Genomic DNA, 23,177 nt, shown 5'->3' with positions numbered 1-23,177 from the left:
CGGATACTCAGACCGGTGCTCCAGCACGAGCCGCACGGCCCGCTCACGCACCTGGGGATCGATCATCTTTGGCATGACGCCATCCTTTCAACTCAAAAGGAAGCGGCACCAAACCTGAGGCGGTTCATACAGCGCCCGAGCACCCCCGAGGTCGCCCATATCGCGCATCAGCCCGGCCAAGTTGTAGCGCGTCGCCAAGGTGTTGGGGTGCTCGCTCCCCAATACCCTTTGCTGGTCGGCCAACAGCTGCTCGTACAGCGCCCGAGCACCCCCGAGGTCGCCCATATCGCGCATCAGCCCGGCCAAGTTGTAGCGCGTCGCCAAGGTGTTGGGGTGCTCGCTCCCCAATACCCTTTGCTGGTCGGCCAACAGCTGCTCGTACAGCGCCCGAGCACCCCCGAGGTCGCCCATATCACCCATCAGAAGGGCTAGCCGATATGACGCTTCTAGGACATATGGGTGGAGCGTTCCCAAGGCCACGGTTTGCCGATTGAGCAACGCCCTGTATACGGCTTCCGCCTCCTTCCAATTGCCGCGCTCTATAGCGATCGCCGCCTTAGTCATCAAGCCAGCGACGGCGTCACCAGATTCGCGGACAGCCACATCCGTAAGGGTGTCGGAGAGATCAGCCACACGGACAGCCGCTTCTTCCGATGACGCAACTTCGATTAGCACGATTCCGCTCGTCAGCATTGCGGCTTTAAGGCGCCCGCTAATTGGCTGGCTAGTTACCAACGCAACCGTAGCCCGACCCGGCCAGCTAGAGGAGAGATCATCTCGCATGCGCAGAAGTTGACTCAGAGTCTGCGAATGCAGCGGTCGGTCGCCCAACTTCAACTCCAAGCACAGGAGATCGCCTTCACTGTTGGAGGCGACCAAGTCAGGCTGCACCGAGCCAGGAGCGACCTCGTCCACCGTTCGCCATCCGAGCGCGGCCAGCTTAGAGCTTACGGCCGCCACTGCTGCGTCATGGGCTTCCCGGAAATTCATGATTATACTCCACCATTTCCGCCCGCGAAGAGCCAGCGAGTTCTATTCCGAGGCCTTAAATGCTCGAACACGAAAGGCAAGGGCAGCGTAAGCGCGGGGAGGCCCAACGTGAGAGCAAGCGATAGGATATTGAAATCACGTCCGGGCTGTGGCGGCTCCTGCAATTGTTTATAGATAAGGAATATCCCCAGCAGGAGTACGCTGACGCAAAGTAGGTAGGAAACCTTAGCTGGTCGACTGGTCAGCGGTGACGGGTCCGGACTCCACGAAAGCAGCGAAGTGCGCGATCGGTCATCCTCCAGCAAGCAGTATTCAATGTCAGCTGCGCCATTCTGGCGAAGTGCAGAAAGGACTACGGAATTGACATTGTCGGTTTCCCTTATCAGTAAGGCGACAGCGGCGGGAGCTGCGACGCCGCCGGATTTGAGTGTGATGGTGTAGTCTAGGGAGGTCGTGGTGTTGCAAAAAAAACTCGATCCGACACACACTTCGCTCCACGAAGAAATCAGGAATCCCGACCGCCAGCGTTGGCAAGTGCTTCTCCAAGACGCCGCGCAGCGCGTCTGGCTGTAGGTGCCGGTGCGCAATGCGCCCTGAAACGACGAGAGCCAAGTCTAGCGCCCCATCCATCGATGATTGATTGGGAGCAGTCTGCCAGACGATGTCACCCGCGTCTCGAGGTGCTCAGATCCCTTCGACAGCGGCTCGCTCAACGAGCTTGACCCGCCGCTCAACATGAGTTGAACCGGGGGCGTTGTGCTCATCCGCGTGTGGGTGAGCGCACGAGCCGCCACGACGGCGTCCGCAACTGGGCATGAGAGCGATGTCACGACCATGGGCATGAGAGCGATGTCACGACCATGGGCAGTTGAGTAACCACACGCCCGTCGGCAGAGTCGAGCACACCCGATGGGCGCCCAAGGGGATGAGGGCCGCTTGGCCGCTTGCTCGGACGTCCAACAGGGTGTGGCCTCCGACGAGGCGAACTTCATGACCGGTTCCGAGATCGTCGTCGACGGCGGCTTCACCGCCCAGTGATCCCGTCCCACCCCCGGGACCCACCCCGATCGAAGGCTGACCTGACGAGGCGGCGTGTCCGTTCCTGCGGCAATGGACACGCCGCCTCGCATTGCCCACGATGGGGGCGTGCGCACCCAGATCCAGGCCCCGTCGGCCGTCGTGATGGTCCGTCCCCACCACTTCACGCCCAACCCCGAGACCGCCGCCGACAACGCCTTCCAGCTGCCCCGCCCCGAGATCAACGCCGAGGCGTTCGAAGCCCGCGCGCTGCGGGAGGTCGACGCGGTGGCGCGCACGTTGATGGAGCACGGCGTCCGGGTGCACGTGTTCGACGACCTGACCCGGGACACGCCCGACTCCGTCTTCCCCAACAACTGGTTCTCGACCCACCAGGGCGGCCGCATCGCCATGTACCCGATGGCCGCCCCCAGCCGCCGTGGCGAGCGGCGGTCGGACGTCATCGAGATGCTCAAGCGCGAGTACCGCGTGCAGGAGGTCATCGACTACTCGGGGCTGGAGGCCGACGGGCTGTTCCTCGAGGGCACGGGCGCGATGATCCTCGACCACGCCGAGCGGGTCGCCTACGTCGGCGCCTCGACCCGGGCCGACCCCATCATCCTGGAGCGGTTCTGCACGCACTTCGGGTTCGAGCCGATGGTCTTCGAGAACCGCGACCCGGCGGGCCACCCGATCTACCACACGAACGTGATTCTCAGCATCGGCACCGAGTTCGCCCTGCTCTGCACCGAGGTGATGACGGGCGCCAAGCGGCGCGACGAGATCGTGGCCCGGCTCCGGGACGCTGGCCGCGACGTTATCGACATCTCCTGGCAGCAGGTGACCGAGTTCGCCGGCAACGGGATGGAGCTCACCGGCTCGGCAGGCCGGTTCTACGCCTGCTCGGCGCGTTCGGCCGCTTCGTACACCCCCGAGCAGCGCGAGCGGATCGAGGCGTCAGCACCCATCGTGGCCATCGACGTGCCCACCATCGAGCTCGCCGGCGGCTCGGTGCGCTGCATGTTGGCGGGGATCCACCTGTCCCGGCGCTGAGGTTGCCACGGCAACCCCTCGCCAACGGCGGCGAGGTCTCGCTGCCGAAGATGGCGCTGCCGGGCATGGCGTGGCAGGGCTACTACCTCGACACCGAGGGCAACACCATCGGCATCCACCAGCCCGACCCCGAGGCCCGCTAGGCACGCACCGCCAGGTCGACGAGCCGCGCCGCCGTGCGGGCGGTGCGGCCGTCGACGTCGAAGGACGGGTTGAGCTCGGCGACCTCGAGCAGCCCGAGCCTGCCCGACCCGACCACGGCCCGGACCACGGCTCTCACGCTGTCGAGGCTGATCCCGAACCCGGCCGGCGCGCTCACCCCGGGCGCGACCGACGCGGGCAGCGCATCGAGGTCGAGGGTGAGGTGGACGCGGTCGACGCGGGCGACGAACTCCTCGGCGACCGCGCCGGCCGTGGCGGGCGTGCAGTCCTCGTCGAGCAGCACCTCGACGCCCAGCCGCTCGGCGGCATCGAACAACACGCGGCTGTTGTTGGCCCGCGAGATCCCCGCGACCGCGTAGGCCAGGTCTCGGCCCGCGGACGCCTCGTCGGCGGCCATCTGCGCGAACGGGGTGCCCGAGGTCGCGCGGTCGGACACACGCAGGTCGAAGTGGGCGTCCACGTTGAGGACCCCCCAACCCGGGCGTCCGGCCCAGCCGAGGTACGACCCATAGGCGACGGCATGGCCGCCACCGAGCACCACCGGCAGGCCGCCGGCGTCGAGCACCGCGGCGACGAGCGCACCGAGGCGCACCTGCCCGCCCTCGAGGTCGCCGTCGTCGACCACCACATCGCCGGCGTCGAACACGGGGCAGCCGGGGTCGCTCAATGAAGCCAGTGCCTGCCGCAGCGCAGCGGGGCCCGCGGCGGCCCCCACACGGCCTCCGTTGCGGCGGACCCCCTCGTCGGAGGCGAAGCCCACCAGCACGACGGCCCCGTCGGGCAACGCGTCTCCCGGCACCCAGCCACGCACCACCGCGTGCCAGCGGGCGTGCTCGGGCCCGGGACCGTCGTCCCGACCCGCCCAAGGAACAAAGGCGCGGTCAGCCACGGCGTCCGTCCTTGAGCACGTCACGCACCAGCGGCACCCCGGGGCGGTAGGCCAGGTGCAGGGAGGAGGGCGCGTCGAGCACGGCGAGGTCGGCGCGGGCGCCGACGCCGAGGTGGCCGACGTCGTCCCGGCGCAGGGCCCGCGCCCCGCCGGCGGTGGCCGACCACAGCGCCTCGGCGGGGGTCATGCACAGCTCGCGGACGGCCAGCGCCACGATGAACGGCATCGAGGTCGTGTACGAGGTGCCCGGGTTGCAGTCGGCGCCCAGCGCCACGGTGACCCCCGCATCGAGCAGCCGTCGGGCGTCGGGCCAAGGGCCGCGGGTCGAGAAGTCCGCCCCGGGCAGCAGCGTGGCCACGGTCGACGAGCCGGCCAAAGCCTCGACGTCGGCGTCGGTCAGGTGCACGCAGTGGTCGACCGAGGCTGCGCCCAACTCGACGCCCAGACGCACTCCGTCACCGGCCGTCAGCTGGTTGGCGTGCACCCGCACCCCGAGCCCGGCGGCCCGGCCCGCCGACAGCACCGCCCGTGACTGGTCGGCGTCGAAGGCCCCGCGCTCGCAGAACACGTCGACCCAGCGCGCGTGCGGAGCCCCGGCCGGGATCATCTCCTCCACCACGAGCCGCACGTAGTCGTCGGCACGCCCCTCGTACTCGGGCGGCACCACATGCGCCGCCAGCAGGGTGGCCTCGTCGGCCAATCGGGCCGCGAGCTGCACCGACCGCGACTCGTCGGTCACGGTCTGGCCGTAGCCCGACTTCACCTCGAGCGTGGTGGTCCCCTGCCGGCGGTACTCGGCGGCGAGCCGCACGAGGTTGGCGCCGAGCTCACCGTCCGACGCCGCCCGGGTCGCCGCCAGCGTCGTCCGGATCCCACCGGCCGCGTACGACTCCCCCGCCATCCGCGCCGCGAACTCCGCCGCGCGATCCCCGGCGAACACCAAGTGGCTGTGCGACTCGACGAAGCCGGGCACCACTGCCGCACCCGCGGCGTCCAACACCTCGTCGGTGCCGCGGTCGACGGACGCCGACGGCCCGACCCACACGACCCGGCCGTCCTCGACGACGAGCGCGGCGTCACGCACAACACCGAGCGCGCCCTCCCCAACCGAGGGGTCGTTGGTGACGAGTTCGCCGATGTGGTCGACCAGGAGCGACATCATCCCTCCATCATCGGGATGCGCACCCCGCGCTCGCGAGCCACCTCGCGGGCGTGCTCGTAACCGGCGTCCACGTGGCGCATGACGCCGGTGCCGGGGTCGTTGGTGAGCACCCGCTCGAGCTTCTGCGCGGCCATCGCCGAACCGTCGGCGACGCACACCTGCCCGGCGTGGATCGAGCGGCCGATCCCGACGCCACCGCCATGGTGGATCGACACCCACGATGCCCCGGACGCCGTGTTCAGCAGGGCGTTCAGCAGCGGCCAGTCGGCCACGGCGTCCGTGCCGTCGGCCATGGCCTCGGTCTCGCGGTAGGGCGAGGCGACCGAACCGGAGTCGAGGTGGTCGCGACCGATGGCGATCGGCCCGATCTCGCCGGCGGCGACCATCTCGTTGAACCTCAGCCCGGCCCGGTGGCGCTCGCCGTAGCCCAGCCAGCAGATGCGCGCCGGCAGCCCCTGGAAATGGACGCGCTCGCCGGCCATGGTGATCCAGCGGCGCAGGTGCTCGTCCTCGGGGAACAGCTCGAGGATGGCGGCGTCCGTCTTCGCGATGTCCTCGGGGTCGCCCGACAGCGCCGCCCAGCGGAACGGCCCCTTGCCCTCCTCGAACAGCGGCCGGATGTAGGCCGGCACGAACCCCGGGAAGTCGAATGCCCGCTCGAGGCCGCCCTTGCGCGCCTCGTCGCGGATCGAGTTCCCGTAGTCGAACACCTCCGCGCCCGCATCCGCGAAGCCGACCATCGCCGCCACGTGGGCGGCCATCGAGGCCTGGGCGTCGCGGGTGAAGCCCTCGGGGTCGGACGCCGCGCGCTCGGCCATGTCCTCGACCGGCACCCCGATCGGCAGGTACATCAGCGGGTCGTGCGCGGAGGTCTGGTCGGTGACGACGTCGACCTCCACATCGCCAGCGCGGTGGCGCTCCAGCAACGCCGGCACGAGCTCGGCGGCGTTGCCCAGCAGCCCGATGCTCAGCGGCGTCCGGGACGCCTTCGCCTCATTTGCCAGCGCGATCGCATGGTCGAGGTCGTCGGCCCGGACGTCCAGGTAGCGGTGCTCCAGGCGGCGCTCGATGCGCGAGTCGTCGCACTCGATGCAGAGGGCGACGCCCTCGTTCATGGTGACGGCCAGCGGCTGCGCGCCGCCCATGCCGCCGAGGCCGGCGGTGAGGGTGATCGTGCCGGCGAGGGTGCCGCCGAAGCGCTTGCGGGCGACGGCGCCGAAGGTCTCGAAGGTGCCCTGCAGAATCCCCTGCGTGCCGATGTAGATCCACGACCCCGCGGTCATCTGGCCGTACATCATCAGGCCCTCGCGTTCGAGCGAGCGAAAGTGCTCCCACGTCGCCCAGTCACCGACCAGGTTGGAGTTCGCGATCAGCACCCGCGGCGCCCACTCGTGGGTCCGGAACACGCCCACCGGCTTGCCCGACTGCACGAGCAGGGTCTCGTCGGCGTCCAAGGTCTGCAGGGTGCGGACGATCGCGTCGTACGCCTCCCACGACCGTGCCGCCTTGCCGGAGCCGCCGTAGACCACCAGCTGCTCGGGGTGCTCGGCGACCTCGGGGTCGAGGTTGTTCATGAGCATGCGCAGGGCGCCCTCCTGCTGCCAGCCGCGGGTGGTCAGGTCGAGGCCCCGGGGGGCGCGGATCGTCTTCGCCATGCCCCTCATGGTCACCCCCGTGCGGCGGCACGGCGAGCACCCACCCGCCTCCCGTCTCGGATTCGAGACACACCCTCCCCCACCCGCTACGCCCCCTTGACCCGTGGGTCAGACTCGTCGGCATGCATGAGGTCACCGTCGGCACCGGACCGGTCAGCTTCGACGACGTCGTTGCCGTGGCAAGGCACGACGCGCCCGTTCGCGTGGCACCCGAAGCTCTGGACGCCGTGGCCACCACCCGCCGCCACATCGAGCAACTCGCCGCGTCGGACCGCCCGGTCTACGGCGTCTCGACCGGGTTCGGGGCGCTGGCAACCAAGCACATCGCCCCCGAGAAGCGAGCCCAGCTGCAGGTGTCGCTGATCCGCTCGCACGCGGCGGGGTCAGGGGTTGAGGTCGAGCGCGAGGTCGTCCGGGCGATGATGCTGCTGCGGCTGTCGACGCTGGCGAGCGGGCGCACGGGCGTCCGGCCGGTCGTGGTCGAGACCTACGCCGCCCTGCTCAACGCGGGCATCACCCCGGTCGTGCACGAGTACGGCTCGCTCGGCTGCTCGGGCGACCTCGCCCCGCTGGCGCACTGCGCGCTCGCCGCCATGGGCGAGGGCGAGGTGCGGGACGCCGCGGGCGCACGACGTCCTGCTGCCGAGGTGCTGGCCGAGGTCGGGATCGAACCGCTGGTGCTCGCCGAGAAGGAGGGGCTGGCCCTCATCAACGGCACCGACGGGATGCTCGGCCAGCTGGTGCTCGCCTGCCACGACCTGGCCTCGCTGCTGACGACCGCCGACGTGGTCGCGGCGATGTCGGTCGAGGGCCTGATGGGCACCGATCGCGTGTTCGCCGAGGACCTCCACGCCCTGCGCCCCCACCCCGGGCAGGGGCTGTCGGCGGCAACGATGCGCGCGGTGCTGGCCGGGTCGCCGATCGTCGAGCGGCACCGTGACGACCCCGACTGCCCGATCGTCCAGGACGCCTACTCGCTGCGCTGCGCCCCCCAGGTCACCGGCGCCGCCCGCGACACCCTGGTGCACGCCATGCTCGTCGCCCAGCGCGAGCTGGCCTCGGTGATCGACAACCCGGTCGTCACCCCGGACGGGCGCGTGGAGTCCAACGGCAACTTCCACGGCGCACCGGTCGCCTACGTGCTCGACTTCCTCGCGATCGCGGTCGCCGACGTGGCCTCGATGTCGGAGCGCCGCACCGACCGGTTCCTCGACGCCAAGCGCAACCACGGGCTGCCGCCGTTCCTGGCCGACGACCCCGGCGTCGACTCCGGACACATGATCCTGCAGTACATGCAGGCAGGCGTGGTCGCCGAGTTGAAGCGCCTCGCGGTGCCGGCGTCGGCCGACTCGATCCCGAGCTCAGCCATGCAGGAGGACCACGTCTCCCTCGGCTGGCACGCCGCCCGCAAGCTGCGCCGCTCGCTTGACGGGCTTACCCGGGTACTGGCCGGCGAGGCCTTGACCGCGGCCCGCGCGCTCGACCTGCGCGAGCTGGGTTCGGCCCCCGCGACGGCGGCCGTCGTGGCGCGCATTCGCGAACACGTCCCCGGCCCCGGCACCGACCGGTTCCTGGCCCCGGAGATCGAGTCCGTGGTGGGCCTGGTCGCGGCAGGATCCCTCGTCGAGGCCGCGGCGTCCGTCACCGGCCCCCTACCGCCGCGGGACGCGCCGAGGGCTTGAGTTTTCCGCGCCGAGGGCTTGGGTTTCACGCGCCCAGGGCTTGGTTGCTTCTCACCCACCCAGCCGGCGCGACACCTCGGACGCCCCGGCCAGCAGGGCGGACACGATCGGCTCGGCGTCCCGGGCCGGGACCCGTGCCCGCCACGTGCAGCTCAGCGCCGCGACGGGCTGGCGGTGCAGGTCGAACACGGCGGCTCCGACCGAGCGCAGGCCGGGCGTGACGAGTTCGACCTCTTCGGACCACCCACGCGCCCGCTCGGGGCCGAGCTCGCCCAGCAGGTCGCCCAGACCGCGCGGCCCGCGCCCCGTGCGCGACACGAAGTCGCCCGGCCGCGTGTACAGAGCCCGCACGGTCGCCTCGGGCAATTGGGCCAGGATCGCCCTTCCCGACGCGGTCAGGTGGGCGGGCAGCAGCACCCCCACGGCGGTGACGAGCGACGGTTCGTCGGTGGCTCCGGCGGGCGACTCCTTGAGCAGGTAGAGGGTGAGCGGGCCACGCAGGATCCCGAGGTGCACGGTCACGCCCTGCTCGGCCGCGAGCGCCCGCATCACCGGCCGGGCCAGCCGCTCGAGCCCCTCGTGCGGGGTGTACGCGCTGGTCAGCCCGTACGCCGAGGCACCGAGCGCCCAGCCGCGCGACTCGGGCAGGCGCAGCACGAAGCCGCGCTCCTCGAGCACGGCGAGCAGGTGGTAGGTCGTCGAGCGGGGCAGGCCCAGGTCGCGCGCGATCGCGGACGCCCCGACCGCCCCGGTCTGCCGGGCGAGGTGGGTCAGGATGTCGAGGGCCCGACCCACGGCGGGCGACGCGCTGGAGGCCATCTCGTCGCGGCGTCCGGTCAGCGCATGAGCGCGTGCCGCAGCGCCTCGGCCAGGGTGCCCTGCGCGAACCAGAACCCGGATTCGCCCAGCTTGGCCGCCGACACCCGCTGGTCGGTGTCGATCATCTCGTCGTAGCCCTCGGCGCCGAGCACGAGCTTGGGGCCGATCGCCGGCGTCGGCACGACCGCCGGCCGGTGCAGCACGCGGCCGAGGGTGGTGGCGAACTCTTGGTGCGTGACCGGGCGCGGCCCGACCAGGTTGGTGGGCCCCTCGACCACGTCGGTCAGGATCGTGTGCACGTACGCCCGCGCCACGTCGTCGAGGCCGACCCAGCTGAACCACGCGTCGGGAGCGGCGAGGCGTCCGCCCACCCCGAGCGAGAACAGCGGCACCTGGGGTGCCAGCGCTCCCCCGCCCTCGCTGAGCACGATGCCGGTGCGCAGCAGTGCGACCCGGACGCCGGCATCCGCGGCCGGCTGCGCGGCGGCCTCCCAGGCCCGGACGGTGGCGGCCAGGAAGCCGTCGCCGGGCGCCGAGTCCTCGGTGAGCAGTTCGTTCGGACGCCGCGGGCCGTAGTAGCCGATCGCCGACGCCTGGACCAGCGTCGGGACGCGCGCCTCGGCGGCGGCGCCCGCGAGGGTGGCGGTCGCATCGAGGCGGGACGTGAGGACCTTCCCCTTGTGGCCGCGCGTGAACCGCCCGCCGATGGAGTGGCCCGACAGGTTAACGACGGCGTCGGCCCCCTCGAGGATGCGGGGGTCGAGCTTGTGGGCGGCCGGGTCCCAGCGGGCGGCGTCGGGCTTGCCCTTCGCCGAGGTGCGGACGAGGCGGGTGACCTTGTGCCCGCCCGAGGTGAGCAGCGCGCAGAGCTGGGTGCCGATGAGACCGGATGCCCCGGCGACGACGACCCGGCGCGGGCTGGCCGCGAGGCGGGTGTGCAGGTCGAGGTCGTCGCGGAGCTGGCGCTCACGGAACGCGAAGAGCCCGTCGAGCTGCATCTCGACGAGGGCCTGGTCGAGGCGCCCGGGGAGGGTGACGGGGAGTTCCCAGATCACGCGGTCGGTGATGATCGTCGACCCACCGGGGCCGTCGGCGAAGTGGTGCTCGTGGCGCCAGGACTTGAACGGACCGCGCACCTGCTCGTCGACGAACCGCTCGTTGGGGACGAGCTCGACGTGGCGGACCAGCCACCGCACCCCGATCGGGGCCCCTTTCCGGGCGCCCGGGCGCGGGATGTCGGGCAGCAGCCCGGCGACGAGGGGATGGCTGATGAGCAGCTCAGCCTCGGATCCCACGTTGATCCCGTCCGTGTGCGGCTTCAGCGCCGTGACCATCCCGGGAGGGCTGAGCCGGGCGAACGCGCCCGGCCGGGTGTGCCACGCGAACACCTTCGCGCGCGGATACGGGTACCGGCTGGTGCGCTCGAAGACGGGCATGCCCTCAGTCTACGTGCGCCCACCCCGCCTGCGCGCGCGTGGGCGTGACGCCGCCGGGAGCCCCCGGAACAGTCCCTCGCGGGCTGCCACGATGCTGCGCACCGTCGCCTTCACGCCTTCCGGGTCGTCGAAGATCGTCGTGGCGGCGAACCGGATGCGCTGCCAGCCCAAGGCAGCCAGCTGGGCGTCGGAGTCCCGGTCCCGGAGGAAGGCCTCCCTGGATCCATGGGTCTCCCAACCGTCGACCTCGAACGCGAGCAGGAGGTCGGGCAGTGCGTAGTCGAGGAAGCGGACCGTGCCGTCGGGAAGGGTGACCGGGTGGTTCGTGCGGTGGGCGTGCGGCAGGTCGAGGTCGCGGTTCTGGCGCTGGAACTCCCGCTCGGCCTCGGACCAGGGCTGGTCCCGCGAGTCGTCGAGCAGGGCCCGGCGCAGAGCATCGCCGGGCCGGACAGGGAGCCCCGCGAACACCGTCTCGAGTTGGCCGAGCGTGACCGCCCTCAGGCGAAGCGCCTCGTCGATGACCGTGCCCCCGAGCGTGGGCAGGAGGTCGAGCACGGTGAGGGGCGCATCGGTGAACCGCACGTCGCCGCGGTCGACGGTGAGGTCGAGCGGGATCTGACGCCGGCACCAGCGGATGCCGTCCCCGTCTGCAGGGCGACCCCGGGTCGCGAGGTCCACCGTGGTCGCGGCCCGGTCGGGCCACCACCCCAGCGTCGCGGCCGCCTCCCCCACGACCACCGCGTTGAGATCCATGATGAGGGCGGCCCGGATTCGGGTCGCGAGGTCCAGTTCGGCAGCGGCGTCCCGGTAGATGCCGGCCAGCACCGGCACGATGTGCCCCTGTCGCAGGGCGCGATCGAACGCCGAACCCAGCGATGGGTGCTCCCGCCGGACGATCAACCCGTCTCGCGCCTCGAGGGCCCGACGCCACGCGTGCTCCATGCCCCTTGGTTTAGGCGGGTCCTGTCAGGTGCTCCGACGGGAGTGGTGGTTTCTCTCCAGAGGATGGCGGCCCGGACACCCAGTCACGCTCAACCCAGCCGCGCCTCCTCCATCCCCTGGAGAGAAACCACCACTCTCCATTTGATTACCTCAGCTAATGAGCTAGGCTAAGCAATCATGCCCGACCGTGACCCCCTCCTCAGCCTCGCCAGCGACGTGCGCATCGCGTGCCAGCACGTCAGCCGCCGTGTGCGGTTCGACAACTGCCACGAGATCCCGCCGCACCACTTCAGCGCGCTCGCCAAGTTGTCGATGGGCCTCGCGAGCACCGCCGGCGAACTGGCCCGCATCGAGGAGGTGAGCGCCCCGAGCATGACCCGCACGGTGAACAGCCTCGTCGAGGCGGGGTTCGTCGCGCGCACCCTCGACCCCGACGACGGTCGTCGCCACCTGCTCTCCCTCACCGAGGCTGGCGCCGAGATGGTGCAGCGCACCCGCGCGAGCCGCGACGACTGGATGGTCCGTCGCCTCCAGGGGCTCTCCCCCGACGAACTCAAGGTCCTCCGTGAGGCGACCGACATCCTCCAGAAGGTGATCCACGCGTGACCCAGACCCCCACGATCGCGCCCGCGCGCACCCCGATGTTCGCCAGCCTGAGGCTGCGCAACTACAGGCTGTTCTTCTGGGGCGGCCTGATCTCGAACATCGGCACCTGGATGGCGCGCATCGCGCAGACCTGGCTCGTGCTGATGATCCTGACCGACCACTCCGCCTCGGCGGTCGGCTACGTCACCGGCCTGCAGTTCCTCCCGATGGTGCTGTTCGGCGCCTGGGGCGGCGCGGTCGCCGACCGGTTCCCCAAGCGCATCATCCTCGTCTGGACCCAGGTGCTCCTCGCCCTCAACGCCGCCACCCTCGCCCTGCTCGTCGTGTTCAACGTCACCGAGTTGTGGCACGTCTACGTGCTGGCCTTCCTCCAGGGCGTCGTGACCGCGGTCGACAACCCAACCCGCCAGGCGTTCGCCTCCGAGATGGTGCCGCCCGAGCTCCTCCCGAACGCGGTCGGCCTCAACTCGACCAGCTTCAACGGCGCCCGGCTCGTGGGCCCGGCCGTCGCCGGTCTGATGATCGCCGTTGCAGGCGTCGGCCCCAGCCTCCTGATCAACGCGTTCACGTTCATCCCGGTGATCCTCGCGCTCCTCGCCATGGATCCCTCCCAGCTCACCCCGGCCCCCATCCGCCGCGGCCGCGGCTCGGTGCGCGAGGGCATCCGCTACGTCGCCGGACGCCCCGACATCCAGCTGGTCATGTTCATCGTCTTCATGCTCGGCACCTTCGGGATGAACTTCCAGATCACCAACGCCCTCATGGCCACTGAGGTGTACGGCAAGGGCGCCGACGCGTACGGCATCCTCGGCTCGATCATGGCGGTCGGTTCACTCACCGCCGCGCTCATGGCAGCCCGCCGGCCGCGCCCACGCCTGTCGACCATGCTCGGCGCCCTCATGGGCTTCGCGATCGCCACCTTCGCTCTCGCGCTCGCCCCGACCTACGAGTTGTTCGCGATCCTCCTCATCCCGGTCGGGCTCACCGCCCTGACCGTCATGACCACCGCGAACGCCTCGGTGCAGCTCACCACCGAGCCGGTCATGCGCGGCCGCGTGATGGCGCTCTACATGATGATCTTCCTCGGCGGCACGCCCCTCGGCGCCCCGATGATCGGCTGGATCGGCGACGCCTGGGGCGCCCGCTGGACCGTCCTCATCGGCGCCATCGCCACCGCCCTGGCGTTCATGGTGGGCATGTTCTTCGCGCTCCAGCGCAACGACTGGCGCCTGCCCAGCTGGCGCGAGCTCCGCGGCGTCCCCGAGCCGGCCCAGCTCGACCCAGAAGAGGCCTGACCCCAGACGCGACGACACTCACCGGGGTCTCATGGGGGCGGCGAACCCGATCAGAGGTTCGGGTCCGGGATCCAGCGGCCCACGTCGACGTGGATGCCGTAGAACGTGAACACGTCGACCGTGATCGAGCACGAGTCACCCGAGCACTCCATCTTGTAGGCGAAGTTGCCGACATCCGGGTTGCCGCCGGGCGCGCTGTTGTAGCCCATGATCTTCAGGTTCTCGGGCGAAGCCGCGAAGTCCCAGCCGTCAGCCAGGTCGACCGTGATGGTGACCTTGCCGTCGACCACGGCGGACAGGGTCACGTCACCGGCGTCCATCGTCTGGCCCGCGAACAGGTCCACGGTCTTCTCGACCCCGGCGTACGGGGTGTAGGTCGCCCAGTTGCCCTTCTTGGTGTAGCGCGAACCGGCCGCCCACGCGGTCTCGTCGTCGAAGACCAGGCACTGCACCTTGACCGTGACGTCGGCTGAGGCCTCCAGGTCGACCGTGTCACCGGTCAGCGTCGCCACGTTGCCGTAGGTGCGAGTGCCGCACTCGGCCTGCCCGTAGTCGGCGTACGCCAGCGGCACGGAGTACTCCAGCGTCCCGCCGGCGGGGGCGGTAAACGTGTCGGTCTTGGTGCCGCTGAGGTCACCGATGTCGGTCAGGCTGACGGTCTCGTTCACCTGGGCGCTCGGAGCGCCCCAGGCCACGTTCGCAGAGGCGTCGTAGTCACGGATCAGGGTGCTCACCACGACGTCATTGGTTCCGGCAGCCGCAGAGCTGGTGTCCACGCTGTAAGTGCAGGTGAGGCTGTCACCCGCCGCGAGGACGCCCAGGCCGTCGCCGTCCTCACCACAGTCGAGGCTGACGGCCATCTCGGCGGACGTGAGGGTCATCGTGTCGGCGATGGCCACGATGTCTGTCGCCGAAGGGGTGGTCGAGGTAGGAGCCGGGGAGTTGCTTGGCGCGCTCGGACGCCCGGCGCTGCAGCGCGCGTCCGTCCATGATTGCCCTCCTCCCGCCGCCTCCCTGGCGGCCCACCGTCGAGGCTACGCCGTCGGTCACCCAAACACGCCAACGCTTGGGTGAACTCGCCAGCGCTTGGTCCGAGACGCCAACCGTGTTTGGGGACGCCAGCCCGACAGGGTCGGCCCACGCGAAATCGGTTGGCGGATCGACGCGAAGGTTGGCGGCCGTGGTGAGGAAAAGAGGGCAACGGTGGGCGCCGGGTGGCGGCGACGGATGACGAAGTCGTCGGCGATGACCAGCGAGCAGAGGGCGAAGGGCGCGATGCCCCACGGTCAGGGCGCCGAGGAACTGCGCGAGCAGGCCGAGGGTGCCCTCATCCCTTTCTGTCACCGCCGCCAGCTACCGTGGGCACAGACGATTGGAGGCGACCGTGATCGCAACACGCGAAGGGCCCGTGCGCGTGCTGGGGCCGTCGGCTTGGAACACGATGGTCCGGCTCGGGCAACTGCCGGAGCCCCGCACGCAGATGCTCGTGGCCGACGAGTGCTGGGACACCGTCGGCGGCACCTCGGCGGGCAAGGCGGTCCACCTCCACGACCTCGGCGTGCCGGTGGTCCTCATGACCCTACTGGCCGACGACGACGCCGCGGCGCACATTCGTGGGTCGCTGCCCGACGTCGCCGTCGAGGCGCTGCCGACGGCGGCGACAGAACACCACATCAACCTGATGAGCGCGGCGGGGAAGCGTGTCTCCGTCTACACCGTTGCGCCTGCGACGACGCCCGTCCCGCCTGTGGCCGGGCTGGCCGACGCCCGCGCCGTCGTGCTGGACCTTGCGCCGTGGACGCGGGAGTTGGCGCTGACCCTGCGCCGGGGCGATCTGCCAGTGTGGACGGACCTGCACGACGTACCGCCCGAGTCTGATTGGCACGAGCCGTTCTGGCGGGCCGCCACCGTCGTCCAGTGCAGCGACGACAACCTCCCGGACCCGTTCCCGTTCCTCCACCGCCTCGTGGACGACGGTGTCAGTCTCGCCATCTGCACCCGTGGCGCCGCGGGCGCGGTCGCCGTCGACGCCGGGCACCAGGAGCACCGCCAGGACGCTGAGGAGTGCGCGGTGGTGGACACCAATGGTGCGGGCGACGCCTTCTTCTCAGGTGTCATGGCGGCCGTCCTGGCGGGGGAGGCCACCCCTGACGCACTGGCCGCTGGCGCACGGCAGGCGACGCGCGCGCTGGTCACCCGCCACATCGGCCCCGGGATCAAGGACGGCCGCACGGGCGGGGTGCCCACCACGTAGGGTGGGCTGGGTCCACACGTCAGGAGGGGCGGAGTTGTCGGAGGCGGCGTCACCGACGGTCTCCTCCAAGTAGGTCAGCGCCTCGTCGCAGGAGTCGCCCGCGCCGTCGAGCTGCATGAGCGGGTTGGTTGGGCCCGGCTTTCCCGGCCCCCGCTGGTTGAGTCCGGCCTCCGGGCGAGGAACGAGCCCGCGGCCGGTGTCGAAAACTGAGTCTGGCTGCCCATGGACCCGACCCCGACCCGCGTGATGCCCGTCCCGCCCGTCTGGAACGGGCCGAAATCGACATCGGATGGCGTAGTGCCATCTCATGTCGGCTCAACCGGCGGCGGGGCCGAGGTCGTGGAAGCTGCGCAGGTGATAGGTCAGGGACGCGGAACCCGTCACGGCGGCCTCGTCCACGTGTGCCAGGACGACGGTGTGGTCACCACCGGGCACTAGTTCCACCTGCTCGCAGCGCAGCCAGGCGACGGTCCCGTCGATGCGGGGGAGGTCGTGGTCCAAGCGCCAGTCCAAGGTTCTTGAACCGGTCGGGCAGATCGCGGCGGGCGAACCTCAGCGCGATGTCATCCTGACCTCCGGCGAGGATGTTGACGCCGAGCCGGCCAGCTTGCCTGACCCCGTGACATCTGCAGGCAGCCTGCACCCCGCGCGTAAACGCAACGCAAACGCTGTTATGGGGGACGTCTGCCCCCGTCAACCCCACCCCGGGCAGGCCTCAGCCCCTGCCGTGCCAACCCCGGATCATCGTGATCCGCGCCTCGACCTGGTCCGTGGTCGCCGCCGCCAGTGCCGGTCCGCCGCACTGGCGGCGCAGTTCAGCGTGCACGTGGCTGTGCGGTACCCCCTTCACGCGCGCGTACTGCGACACCAGTGTGTTCAGCTCCTTGCGGCGGGCCGCGAGGGCGCGGTGCAGCGACACCTCGGGCGTCACGCGCTCCCGCCGCTCTGACCGCTCGTGCCGCCGCACCTGCCGCCGCTGCCGTTCGCGCAGCAGGTGGGTGATCTGGTCGGGCTCGAGCAGCCCGGGCAGGCCGAGGTAGTCGGCCTCGTCGTCCGACGTGGGCACGGCGTGCATCCCGAACTGCTGGCTGTCGAACAGCACGTGGTCGAACGTCGCCGCCGAGTCGAGCGCCTCGAACGCGCCCATCAGGTCGTCGGACGCCGCCTCGCGTCGGTTCGCGGCCTCCAGCAGGGCCTCGGCCTCGGCCCACACGTCCATCTCCTCGGACGCCCTCCGTCGCCCCAGCACGTGGTCGCGTTGCCGCTCCAGGGAGAACGCGTGTGCGAGGACGATCGGCACGGTCGGCAGGAACACGGTGGCCACCTCCCCGCGGCGGCGGGTCCGCACGAAGCGCCCGACGGCCTGCGCGAAGAACAGGGGCGTGGACGTCGCGGTCGCGTACACCCCGACCGCCAGCCGCGGCACGTCGACGCCCTCGGACACCATCCGCACCGCGACCATCCACCGCTCGTCCGACGCCGAGAACTCGTCGATCCGCGCAGACGCACCGGCGTCGTCCGACAGCACCACGGTCGGCTTGGTCCCGGTGATCGACTCCAGCACGCGCGCGTACGCCCGGGCGTTGGTCTGGTTGGTGGCGATGACGAGGCCGCCGGCGTCCGGGACGTGTCGTCGCACCTCGCTGAGCCGCTTGTCCGCGGCCCGCAGGACCGCCGAGATCCACTCCCCCTTGGGGTCGAGGGCGGTGCGCCAGGCCTGGGCCGAGACGTCCTTGGTGAGCAGCTCGCCCAGGTTGGCCTCGACCGTGTCGCCCGACTTGGTGCGCCACCGCATGGGCCCGCCGTAGTTCATGAACACCACCGGGCGCACGACGTGGTCGCGCAGGGCCTCGGCGTAGCCGTAGGTGTAGTCGGCGCGGGAGACCTTCTCGCCGCCGCGCCCCTCGACGTAGGTGACGAAGGGGATGGGGTTCTCGTCCGAGCGGAAGGGCGTACCCGTCAGCATCAGCCGTCGCGTCGCGTACTGGAACGAGTCGCGCACCGCGTCGCCCCAGGCCAGGGCGTCGCCGGCGTGGTGGACCTCGTCGAGGATCACCAGCGTGTCGAAGTTCGCCGTCATGGTCTGGTAGCTGAGCATCGCCGCCGCGACGCCGGCGTAGGTGACCGCGACCCCGTCGTACTGCCGCGAGCGCCCGCGCTTGCGCCCGCCCAGCCCCGGGTCGAGCTGGATGCCGACCTTCGCGGCGGCGTCCGCCCACTGCACCTTGAGGTGCTCGGTCGGGGCGACCACGATCACGCGGCGCACCACCCGGGCGTGCAACAGCTCGGACGCCACCCGAAGCGCGAACGTCGTCTTGCCGGCGCCGGGGGTGGCGACGGCGAGGAAGTCGCGGGGCGCGGAGCTGAGGTAGAGGTCGAGTGCTTCCTGCTGCCAGGCGCGCAGCTTGGTCGCCGTTCCCCACGGAGCGCGCTGCGGGAACGCCGGACCGAGCCGGTCGAACGCCGACTGGCTCATGCGCGCGCGGGGGTGCTCGGGGAAGACATAGGACCCCGACCCTAGCCCTCCCCCGAGCGATCGGGTCAAACACCGGAGAGGGCGTGTTGCGCCACGGCGGAGCGGGAGGCACGACCAGGGCTTCAGTTCTAGCCGCCGAGGGCTTGGGTTTTGTGCGCCGACAGCCTGCATTCCCTGCGCCGAGAGCCCGCCCTCCGTCCGCCGACAGCCTGCACAGGGTCGCCCACGCGAGCACACTGGCCCCATGGCGAAGTACGAGCGGTCATTCCCCGGGTCGATCAGCAGCTTCCTGCCCTACTTCCACGACAACATCATGGGCAGCATCTCCGCCACCGCGGAGGACGGCACGGACCTCACCCTCGGCGAGGTGCGCACGGCGTTCCGGGTGTACGAGCGCTACTCGATGTTCGGCGGCAACCGCGTCAGCATGGCGCTCTCGCTGGCCGAGCACCGGGGCACGCTCCACGCCAGCGTCATCACCAGCGGGGGCACCGAGGCAAGCTTTTTCAAGGTGCTCCCGATCGGGGAGATGACCTGGCTCGACAAGGCCGCTCAGGTCATCGATGCCTACGCGGAGGGCAGCTAACCCACCATGCGGGCCAGGGCGTCCAACAGGGGGATCTGGCCGAGGGTCACCTTGGTGCGGGCGACCTCGACGTCGAACCAGTCCGCGCGATCGACCTCGGGGTAGGTGCGGAACCGACCGGACCGCCGCGGCCACTCCACCTCGAAGGTGTTGCTCTCGACGAAGCACAGGTCCTCGGACGCCTCGACGGCGAATCCGCGCACCCGCTTCCCCGACGACAACCGGACCTCACCCAGGTCGATCAGCTCACCCTCGGGCGGCTCGCAGCCCACCTCTTCGGAGAACTCGCGCCGGGCCGCGTCCTCGGGCGTCTCCTCGCCGGGCGTGTACATGCCCTTCGCCAGTGACCAGCCGCCGTCGTCGCGATGGCCCCAGAAGGGACCGCCCATGTGCACGATGAAAACCCGCAACTGGCCATCCACCAATGTAAACGGCAGGAGACCTGCACTGTGGAGAGCCATGGACCCATCCTGCCCAACCGCCCGACGAACTTCCACGACCGCCTCCCCGGCCCCTGACCCCCCGCGTGTCGCCCCCATGTGCCAGAGTGGGCGCATGAGTGAAGCCAAGGACGGTGACAAGGTCGTCGACCCGAAGGAGCAGATGAAGGCTGCCCTGGAGGCCAAGAAGAACGCCCAGCACGGCAGTGCGGCGGGCGCGCAAGGCGGTGCGAAGGCGGCCGGTGGGCCCCACGGTCAGCAGGGGGGCAAGCGCACGTTCCGGCGCAAGGCCGGGGGTTAGACCGATGAGGGTCTCGATCCCGAAGGAGACGAAGGTCCGCGAGTACCGCGTCGCGATCACGCCCGTGGGCGTGCTCGACCTGGTCGAGGCGGGCCACGAGGTCCTCATCGAGAAGGACGCCGGCCTGGGGTCGTCCATCACCGACGACGACTACGCCAAGGTCGGCGCGCAGATCGTCGACACCGACACCGCGTGGTCGGGTGAGCTGGTCCTCAAGGTCAAGGAGCCGACGCCCGAGGAGTTCCACTTCCTCACCGACGAGCAGGTCCTGTTCACCTACCTGCACCTGGCGCCCGACCGCCCGCTCACCGAGGCGCTCCTCGACGCGGGCACGACGGGCGTGGCCTACGAGACGGTCCGCCTGCCCAACGGCCAGCTGCCGCTGCTCTACCCGATGTCCGAGGTGGCCGGTTGTCTGGCTCCCCAGATGGGTGCGCACGCGCTCCTCAAGGCACAGGGCGGACGCGGGGTCCTGATGGGCGGCGTGGCTGGGGTCCCCAGCGCGAAGGTCGTCATCCTCGGTGGCGGCATCGCGGGCCAGAACGCGGCGGCCGTCGCGCTCGGCATGGGCGCTGACGTGACGGTGCTCGACACCGATCTCGACAAGCTGCGCCAGATCATGTGGAAGTTCGACGACGCCGTGGACACCCTGTTGTCCTCGACCCTCACCGTGCGCGAGCAGGTGCTGGCCGCCGACCTCGTGATCGGCACGGTGCTCGTCCCGGGTGCCCGCACGCCGAAGCTGGTCACCAACGAGATGGTGTCGCAGATGAAGCCGGGTTCGGTGCTCGTCGACGTGGCGGTCGACCAGGGCGGTTGCTTCGAGGACTCCCACCCGACCACCCACGACGACCCCACCTACACGGTGCACAACTCGGTGTTCTACTGCGTGGCGAACATGCCCGGCGCGGTGCCGAACACCTCCACGTGGGCGCTCACGAACTCGACGTTGCCGTACGTGCGTCGCATCGCCGAGCAGGGCTGGGCGAAGGCCGCGGACGCCGACCCGGCCCTGGCCGAGGGCCTCAACACCCATGCCGGACGCCTCACCCACCCAGGCGTGGTGGCTGCGTTCCCCGACCTCCCGGCCGCGAAGGCCTGATCAGCAAACACAGGCCTGCCGCCCGCGCTCGAAGCGCGGGCGGCGGTGTCATGACTCGTGCCAATCAGAGCATCGTCAGTTTGTCGATGCGTTCTGGAACCGGTGGCCCCGAGACGTGGTAGCCCAATTCACGAAGCACGCGGACTGCCTCCTCTGGCGCATCGCGCACCGCTGTTCCGACTTGCCGCCTGCGCCACTCAGCCCGAGCCTCATCCCGAACCACAGACCAGCTCGCTCCTATATCCAGACCGAACTCCTCATGCAGAACCTCAAGGATGTCCTCGAGAGCTGGGCGGAATCGTGGCCCACCGAGCGGGAAGTGGAATTCGCTGACCGCCGGGATCTGCTCGAGATCACGCCGGACACGACGCTTGGCACGCCGGCTGCGTTCCCCGGCGTGCCCGAGCAGGTGCGTGAAGGAGTCCCTGTGCGCATGAACCTGAAGGTGCGTGCACGGCACGCCTGGAGTCATCGACCGGGCGAACTCATAACGAACAGTGGCTCCTTGGTGATCCGTGCCAGTGGGGACACCGCAACGTCGGACTTCTCCACGGCCAAGTAGTGCTGTTTCGAATCCCACGTGCAGTCGAACGTCACGTTGAGAGTCAGGAGGAGGTCACCCTCTACCTTCAGCGGAATCCCAGCGCCTCCGGCCTGCCTCGCCGGCGCGTACCGGACCGTAACTCGATCCTCGAGTGCCGTGGCCACAAACGGATGCTCTACGCCCGTGAACGCCGACACAACCCGGGAGATGCTGGCGGCGAAGTCGTTCGCCTGTTCTTGAAGGGAGGACGCGCTCACTCGCCGAGCAGCCATGTCAGTTCCTCGACCCGTCGCCATCGGGCCACTTCTTCGGGATCCAAGAGGTGATCCTCGGCTCGCTCGCGTAGGTCGACCAGCGACTCCCCCAGTGCCTCAAGGAGCTTCGCCCGCTCTTCGTTCGCCTGTTCGCGAGTCAAGGTTTCGACGGTTGCAGTACCCATGTCTTCTCGCCTCCTTCATGTGGATCACAGGCTAGAAGTCGCCACTGACAATTCCAGTGTGCCCTTCTGGCGAGCAGTTTGTCAGCCGGCAGCCCGCGGCAAGAAGCACGGGCTCTCGGCGCAGGGAACACAGGCTCTCGGCGCAGGGAACACAGGCTCTCGGCGCAGGGAAGGCCCGCTCCGAAACAGTTACGGGTTCAACGCCTCAGTCCGTGACACTCGCAGCAGCGATGATGTTGTCCAGCACCTTGGGCAGCTCGGCGGCCATGGGCCGGCCGATGAAGCGGTCCCAGACCTTGGCCAGGGGGCCCTTGATGGTGAGCCGGTGGGTCAGCACACGAGCGTCGGGGTCGACGTCGGCTGAGCCCTCGGCGTCCGAAACAACCTCGGGGCGCGCCAACTCGCGCTCATAGGTGACGGTGGCCAGCGGCAGCTTGGTCTCGGTGACGAAGCGCAGGGCTGAACGGTCAACCTCGACGATGCGGTAGGTCGAGCGGCCGCCCTTCTTCCAGCGCACGACGCCGACCGCACCCTTGGCGAGGGGGCCGTTGCGCTTCGCCCGCAGGATCGAGGCGTCGTCCTGCGGCCAGAACTCGGGCTCGGTCCAGCGCTCCCAGACGATCGACGGATCGACGGTCGCTGTCACGCTCTGCGCGTGGACTCCCATGGCTGATCAACTCCCTCGGGCCGACGTGTGGAGGCCCGATCAGCCATTGTGCGCCACCGGGCAAGCCGGGCGGGTCGGTTTCCATCCGATGGTCGGCTTGAACCCACCCAACCGTGTGCCGTGTCGCAGCGGCCTCTACGGCGTGGGCTCGAAACTGAAGATGTCTTCGATCGGGAGTTCGAAGAGCAGCGCCAGTCGGAAGGCGACCGGCAGGCTCGGGTCGAACTTCCCCGTCCCCAGCCGGACCCGAGGGTCACCGCCACGCGTCCTGCATGATCTTGCGCCAAAGATCGTCCTGGGCCTTGATGAAGCGTGCGAAGCAGATCACCCAGCTGGCGCCCACCAGGACGTTCAGCATGACCGCCACCACGCTGGCCGTCGTCTGCTCCGGGCCCCAGATCACCTGGTGCCCAAACCTGGGCAGCGGCGAGGCTCGCCGCCCAGGCAAGCGTCCAGAGCACGAGCCAGCCGGCCCCAGGTGTGACCTAGGGCGTGTCGCGTAACTGATTTGGGTGGTTTGGGTCAGGGTTGTCTTTGTGACCAGGAGTCCTCAGTTCAGTGACGAGATGTGGGCGCGGATTGAGCCGTTGATGCCGCGTGGGGGCGCGAAGGGCGGCCGTCCGTGGAATGACCACCGGCGGACGGTGGAGGGCATCTGTT

The 23,177-nt window shown here is 70.1% G+C and carries 24 protein-coding genes; 10 read left to right on the top strand and 14 right to left on the bottom strand.

Annotated features, from left to right (window positions below):
• Positions 1 to 87 precede the first annotated feature (87 nt).
• Positions 88 to 990, bottom strand: coding sequence for a tetratricopeptide repeat protein (locus H5397_RS15545; protein WP_182818541.1), 903 nt, complete (start codon positions 988 to 990; stop codon positions 88 to 90).
• Positions 991 to 2,136: 1,146 nt separating this feature from the next.
• On the opposite strand from H5397_RS15545, the gene ctlX reads away from it, so the two are divergent.
• Positions 2,137 to 3,060: a citrulline utilization hydrolase CtlX gene (gene ctlX, locus H5397_RS15540; RefSeq protein ID WP_220492341.1), complete on the top strand. Its 924-nt coding sequence runs from the start codon at positions 2,137 to 2,139 to the stop codon at positions 3,058 to 3,060.
• A 2-nt stretch (positions 3,061 to 3,062) separates the two neighbouring features.
• Positions 3,063 to 3,203, top strand: coding sequence for a VOC family protein (locus H5397_RS15535; RefSeq protein ID WP_220492340.1), 141 nt, complete (start codon positions 3,063 to 3,065; stop codon positions 3,201 to 3,203).
• Here H5397_RS15535 and hutG read toward each other — a convergent pair.
• From hutG to hutU, 3 genes are read right to left on the bottom strand one after another with little or no spacing between them, the layout of a single operon-like run.
• Positions 3,200 to 4,111: a formimidoylglutamase gene (gene hutG / locus H5397_RS15530; RefSeq protein ID WP_182818539.1), complete on the bottom strand. Its 912-nt coding sequence runs from the start codon at positions 4,109 to 4,111 to the stop codon at positions 3,200 to 3,202. The two genes, H5397_RS15535 and hutG, sit on opposite strands and share 4 nt — an antisense overlap.
• On the bottom strand, positions 4,104 to 5,273 hold the full coding sequence (gene hutI, locus H5397_RS15525) for an imidazolonepropionase (RefSeq protein WP_182818537.1): 1,170 nt from the start codon (positions 5,271 to 5,273) through the stop codon (positions 4,104 to 4,106). Before hutI ends, hutG begins: the two co-directional genes overlap by 8 nt.
• Positions 5,270 to 6,928 (bottom strand): urocanate hydratase, encoded by a 1,659-nt coding sequence (gene hutU, locus H5397_RS15520; protein ID WP_375539463.1) that lies wholly within the window; start codon positions 6,926 to 6,928, stop codon positions 5,270 to 5,272. The genes hutI and hutU overlap by 4 nt, the downstream gene beginning before the upstream one ends.
• A gap of 122 nt (positions 6,929 to 7,050) precedes the next feature.
• Between hutU and hutH the strand changes: the two genes are divergently transcribed.
• Positions 7,051 to 8,610, top strand: coding sequence for a histidine ammonia-lyase (gene hutH / locus H5397_RS15515; RefSeq protein ID WP_182818534.1), 1,560 nt, complete (start codon positions 7,051 to 7,053; stop codon positions 8,608 to 8,610).
• A gap of 51 nt (positions 8,611 to 8,661) precedes the next feature.
• Here hutH and H5397_RS15510 read toward each other — a convergent pair whose 3' ends face one another.
• Genes H5397_RS15510 through H5397_RS15500 form a run of 3 tightly spaced genes read right to left on the bottom strand, consistent with a single transcriptional unit; the run spans position 8,662 to position 11,807 of the window.
• Positions 8,662 to 9,429 carry an IclR family transcriptional regulator gene (locus H5397_RS15510; RefSeq protein ID WP_182818533.1) on the bottom strand — a complete coding sequence of 256 codons (768 nt, stop codon included), beginning with the start codon at positions 9,427 to 9,429 and terminating at the stop codon, positions 8,662 to 8,664.
• 17 nt (positions 9,430 to 9,446) lie between these two features.
• Positions 9,447 to 10,865, bottom strand: coding sequence for a TIGR01777 family oxidoreductase (locus tag H5397_RS15505; RefSeq protein ID WP_182818531.1), 1,419 nt, complete (start codon positions 10,863 to 10,865; stop codon positions 9,447 to 9,449).
• A gap of 9 nt (positions 10,866 to 10,874) precedes the next feature.
• Positions 10,875 to 11,807: a hypothetical protein gene (locus H5397_RS15500; protein ID WP_182818530.1), complete on the bottom strand. Its 933-nt coding sequence runs from the start codon at positions 11,805 to 11,807 to the stop codon at positions 10,875 to 10,877.
• Positions 11,808 to 11,984: 177 nt separating this feature from the next.
• Between H5397_RS15500 and H5397_RS15495 the strand changes: the two genes are divergently transcribed.
• Complete coding sequence (locus H5397_RS15495; protein WP_182818528.1) at positions 11,985 to 12,413, top strand: MarR family winged helix-turn-helix transcriptional regulator; 429 nt, start codon at positions 11,985 to 11,987, stop codon at positions 12,411 to 12,413.
• A complete protein-coding gene (locus tag H5397_RS15490; RefSeq protein ID WP_309224386.1) occupies positions 12,410 to 13,708 on the top strand; it encodes an MFS transporter in 1,299 nt (432 codons plus the stop codon). The genes H5397_RS15495 and H5397_RS15490 overlap by 4 nt, the downstream gene beginning before the upstream one ends.
• Positions 13,709 to 13,758: 50 nt before the next feature.
• On the opposite strand, the gene H5397_RS15485 is transcribed toward H5397_RS15490, so the two are convergent.
• A complete protein-coding gene (locus tag H5397_RS15485; RefSeq protein WP_182818527.1) occupies positions 13,759 to 14,589 on the bottom strand; it encodes a hypothetical protein in 831 nt (276 codons plus the stop codon).
• Positions 14,590 to 15,092: 503 nt separating this feature from the next.
• Here H5397_RS15485 and H5397_RS15480 point away from each other — a divergent pair.
• Positions 15,093 to 15,962, top strand: coding sequence for a carbohydrate kinase family protein (locus H5397_RS15480; protein ID WP_182818525.1), 870 nt, complete (start codon positions 15,093 to 15,095; stop codon positions 15,960 to 15,962).
• A 315-nt stretch (positions 15,963 to 16,277) separates the two neighbouring features.
• Here the strand turns inward: H5397_RS15480 and H5397_RS15475 are convergent, their stop codons facing one another.
• Both H5397_RS15475 and H5397_RS15470 read right to left on the bottom strand, forming a co-directional pair.
• A complete protein-coding gene (locus H5397_RS15475) occupies positions 16,278 to 16,463 on the bottom strand; it encodes a flavin reductase family protein (protein WP_182818524.1) in 186 nt (61 codons plus the stop codon).
• A gap of 214 nt (positions 16,464 to 16,677) precedes the next feature.
• Positions 16,678 to 18,438, bottom strand: a complete 1,761-nt coding sequence (locus H5397_RS15470; RefSeq protein WP_182818523.1) for a DEAD/DEAH box helicase — start codon at positions 18,436 to 18,438, stop codon at positions 16,678 to 16,680.
• Positions 18,439 to 18,682: 244 nt separating this feature from the next.
• Here H5397_RS15470 and H5397_RS15465 point away from each other — a divergent pair, with 244 nt between their 5' ends.
• Complete coding sequence (locus tag H5397_RS15465) at positions 18,683 to 19,024, top strand: DUF6054 family protein (RefSeq protein ID WP_182818521.1); 342 nt, start codon at positions 18,683 to 18,685, stop codon at positions 19,022 to 19,024.
• Here the strand turns inward: H5397_RS15465 and H5397_RS15460 are convergent.
• On the bottom strand, positions 19,021 to 19,485 hold the full coding sequence (locus tag H5397_RS15460) for an NUDIX domain-containing protein (RefSeq protein WP_182818520.1): 465 nt from the start codon (positions 19,483 to 19,485) through the stop codon (positions 19,021 to 19,023). The two genes, H5397_RS15465 and H5397_RS15460, sit on opposite strands and share 4 nt — an antisense overlap.
• Before the next feature lie 94 nt (positions 19,486 to 19,579).
• On the opposite strand from H5397_RS15460, the gene H5397_RS15455 reads away from it, so the two are divergent.
• The 3 genes from H5397_RS15455 to H5397_RS15445 all read left to right on the top strand — a co-directional run bounded on the left by H5397_RS15455 (position 19,580) and on the right by H5397_RS15445 (position 21,429).
• Complete coding sequence (locus H5397_RS15455; protein WP_182818518.1) at positions 19,580 to 19,765, top strand: DUF5302 family protein; 186 nt, start codon at positions 19,580 to 19,582, stop codon at positions 19,763 to 19,765.
• Positions 19,766 to 19,769: 4 nt separating this feature from the next.
• A complete protein-coding gene (ald, locus tag H5397_RS15450) occupies positions 19,770 to 20,867 on the top strand; it encodes an alanine dehydrogenase (protein ID WP_182818516.1) in 1,098 nt (365 codons plus the stop codon).
• Between the two features lie 259 nt (positions 20,868 to 21,126).
• Positions 21,127 to 21,429 carry a hypothetical protein gene (locus tag H5397_RS15445; RefSeq protein ID WP_182818515.1) on the top strand — a complete coding sequence of 101 codons (303 nt, stop codon included), beginning with the start codon at positions 21,127 to 21,129 and terminating at the stop codon, positions 21,427 to 21,429.
• A 235-nt stretch (positions 21,430 to 21,664) separates the two neighbouring features.
• On the opposite strand, the gene H5397_RS15440 is transcribed toward H5397_RS15445, so the two are convergent.
• From H5397_RS15440 to H5397_RS15430, 3 genes are all read right to left on the bottom strand, one after another.
• Positions 21,665 to 21,850 (bottom strand): hypothetical protein, encoded by a 186-nt coding sequence (locus tag H5397_RS15440; RefSeq protein ID WP_182818514.1) that lies wholly within the window; start codon positions 21,848 to 21,850, stop codon positions 21,665 to 21,667.
• 205 nt (positions 21,851 to 22,055) lie between these two features.
• On the bottom strand, positions 22,056 to 22,496 hold the full coding sequence (locus H5397_RS15435; RefSeq protein WP_182818512.1) for a hypothetical protein: 441 nt from the start codon (positions 22,494 to 22,496) through the stop codon (positions 22,056 to 22,058).
• 274 nt (positions 22,497 to 22,770) lie between these two features.
• Positions 22,771 to 22,920 (bottom strand): hypothetical protein, encoded by a 150-nt coding sequence (locus H5397_RS15430; protein WP_182818510.1) that lies wholly within the window; start codon positions 22,918 to 22,920, stop codon positions 22,771 to 22,773.
• Positions 22,921 to 23,177: the final 257 nt, after the last annotated feature.

Source organism: Propioniciclava sp. MC1683, assembly GCF_014164675.1.
GTDB lineage: Bacteria > Actinomycetota > Actinomycetes > Propionibacteriales > Propionibacteriaceae > Propioniciclava.
Note: the sequence above shows the minus strand (reverse complement) of the source record. Positions and strands in the feature narration are given on the sequence as shown.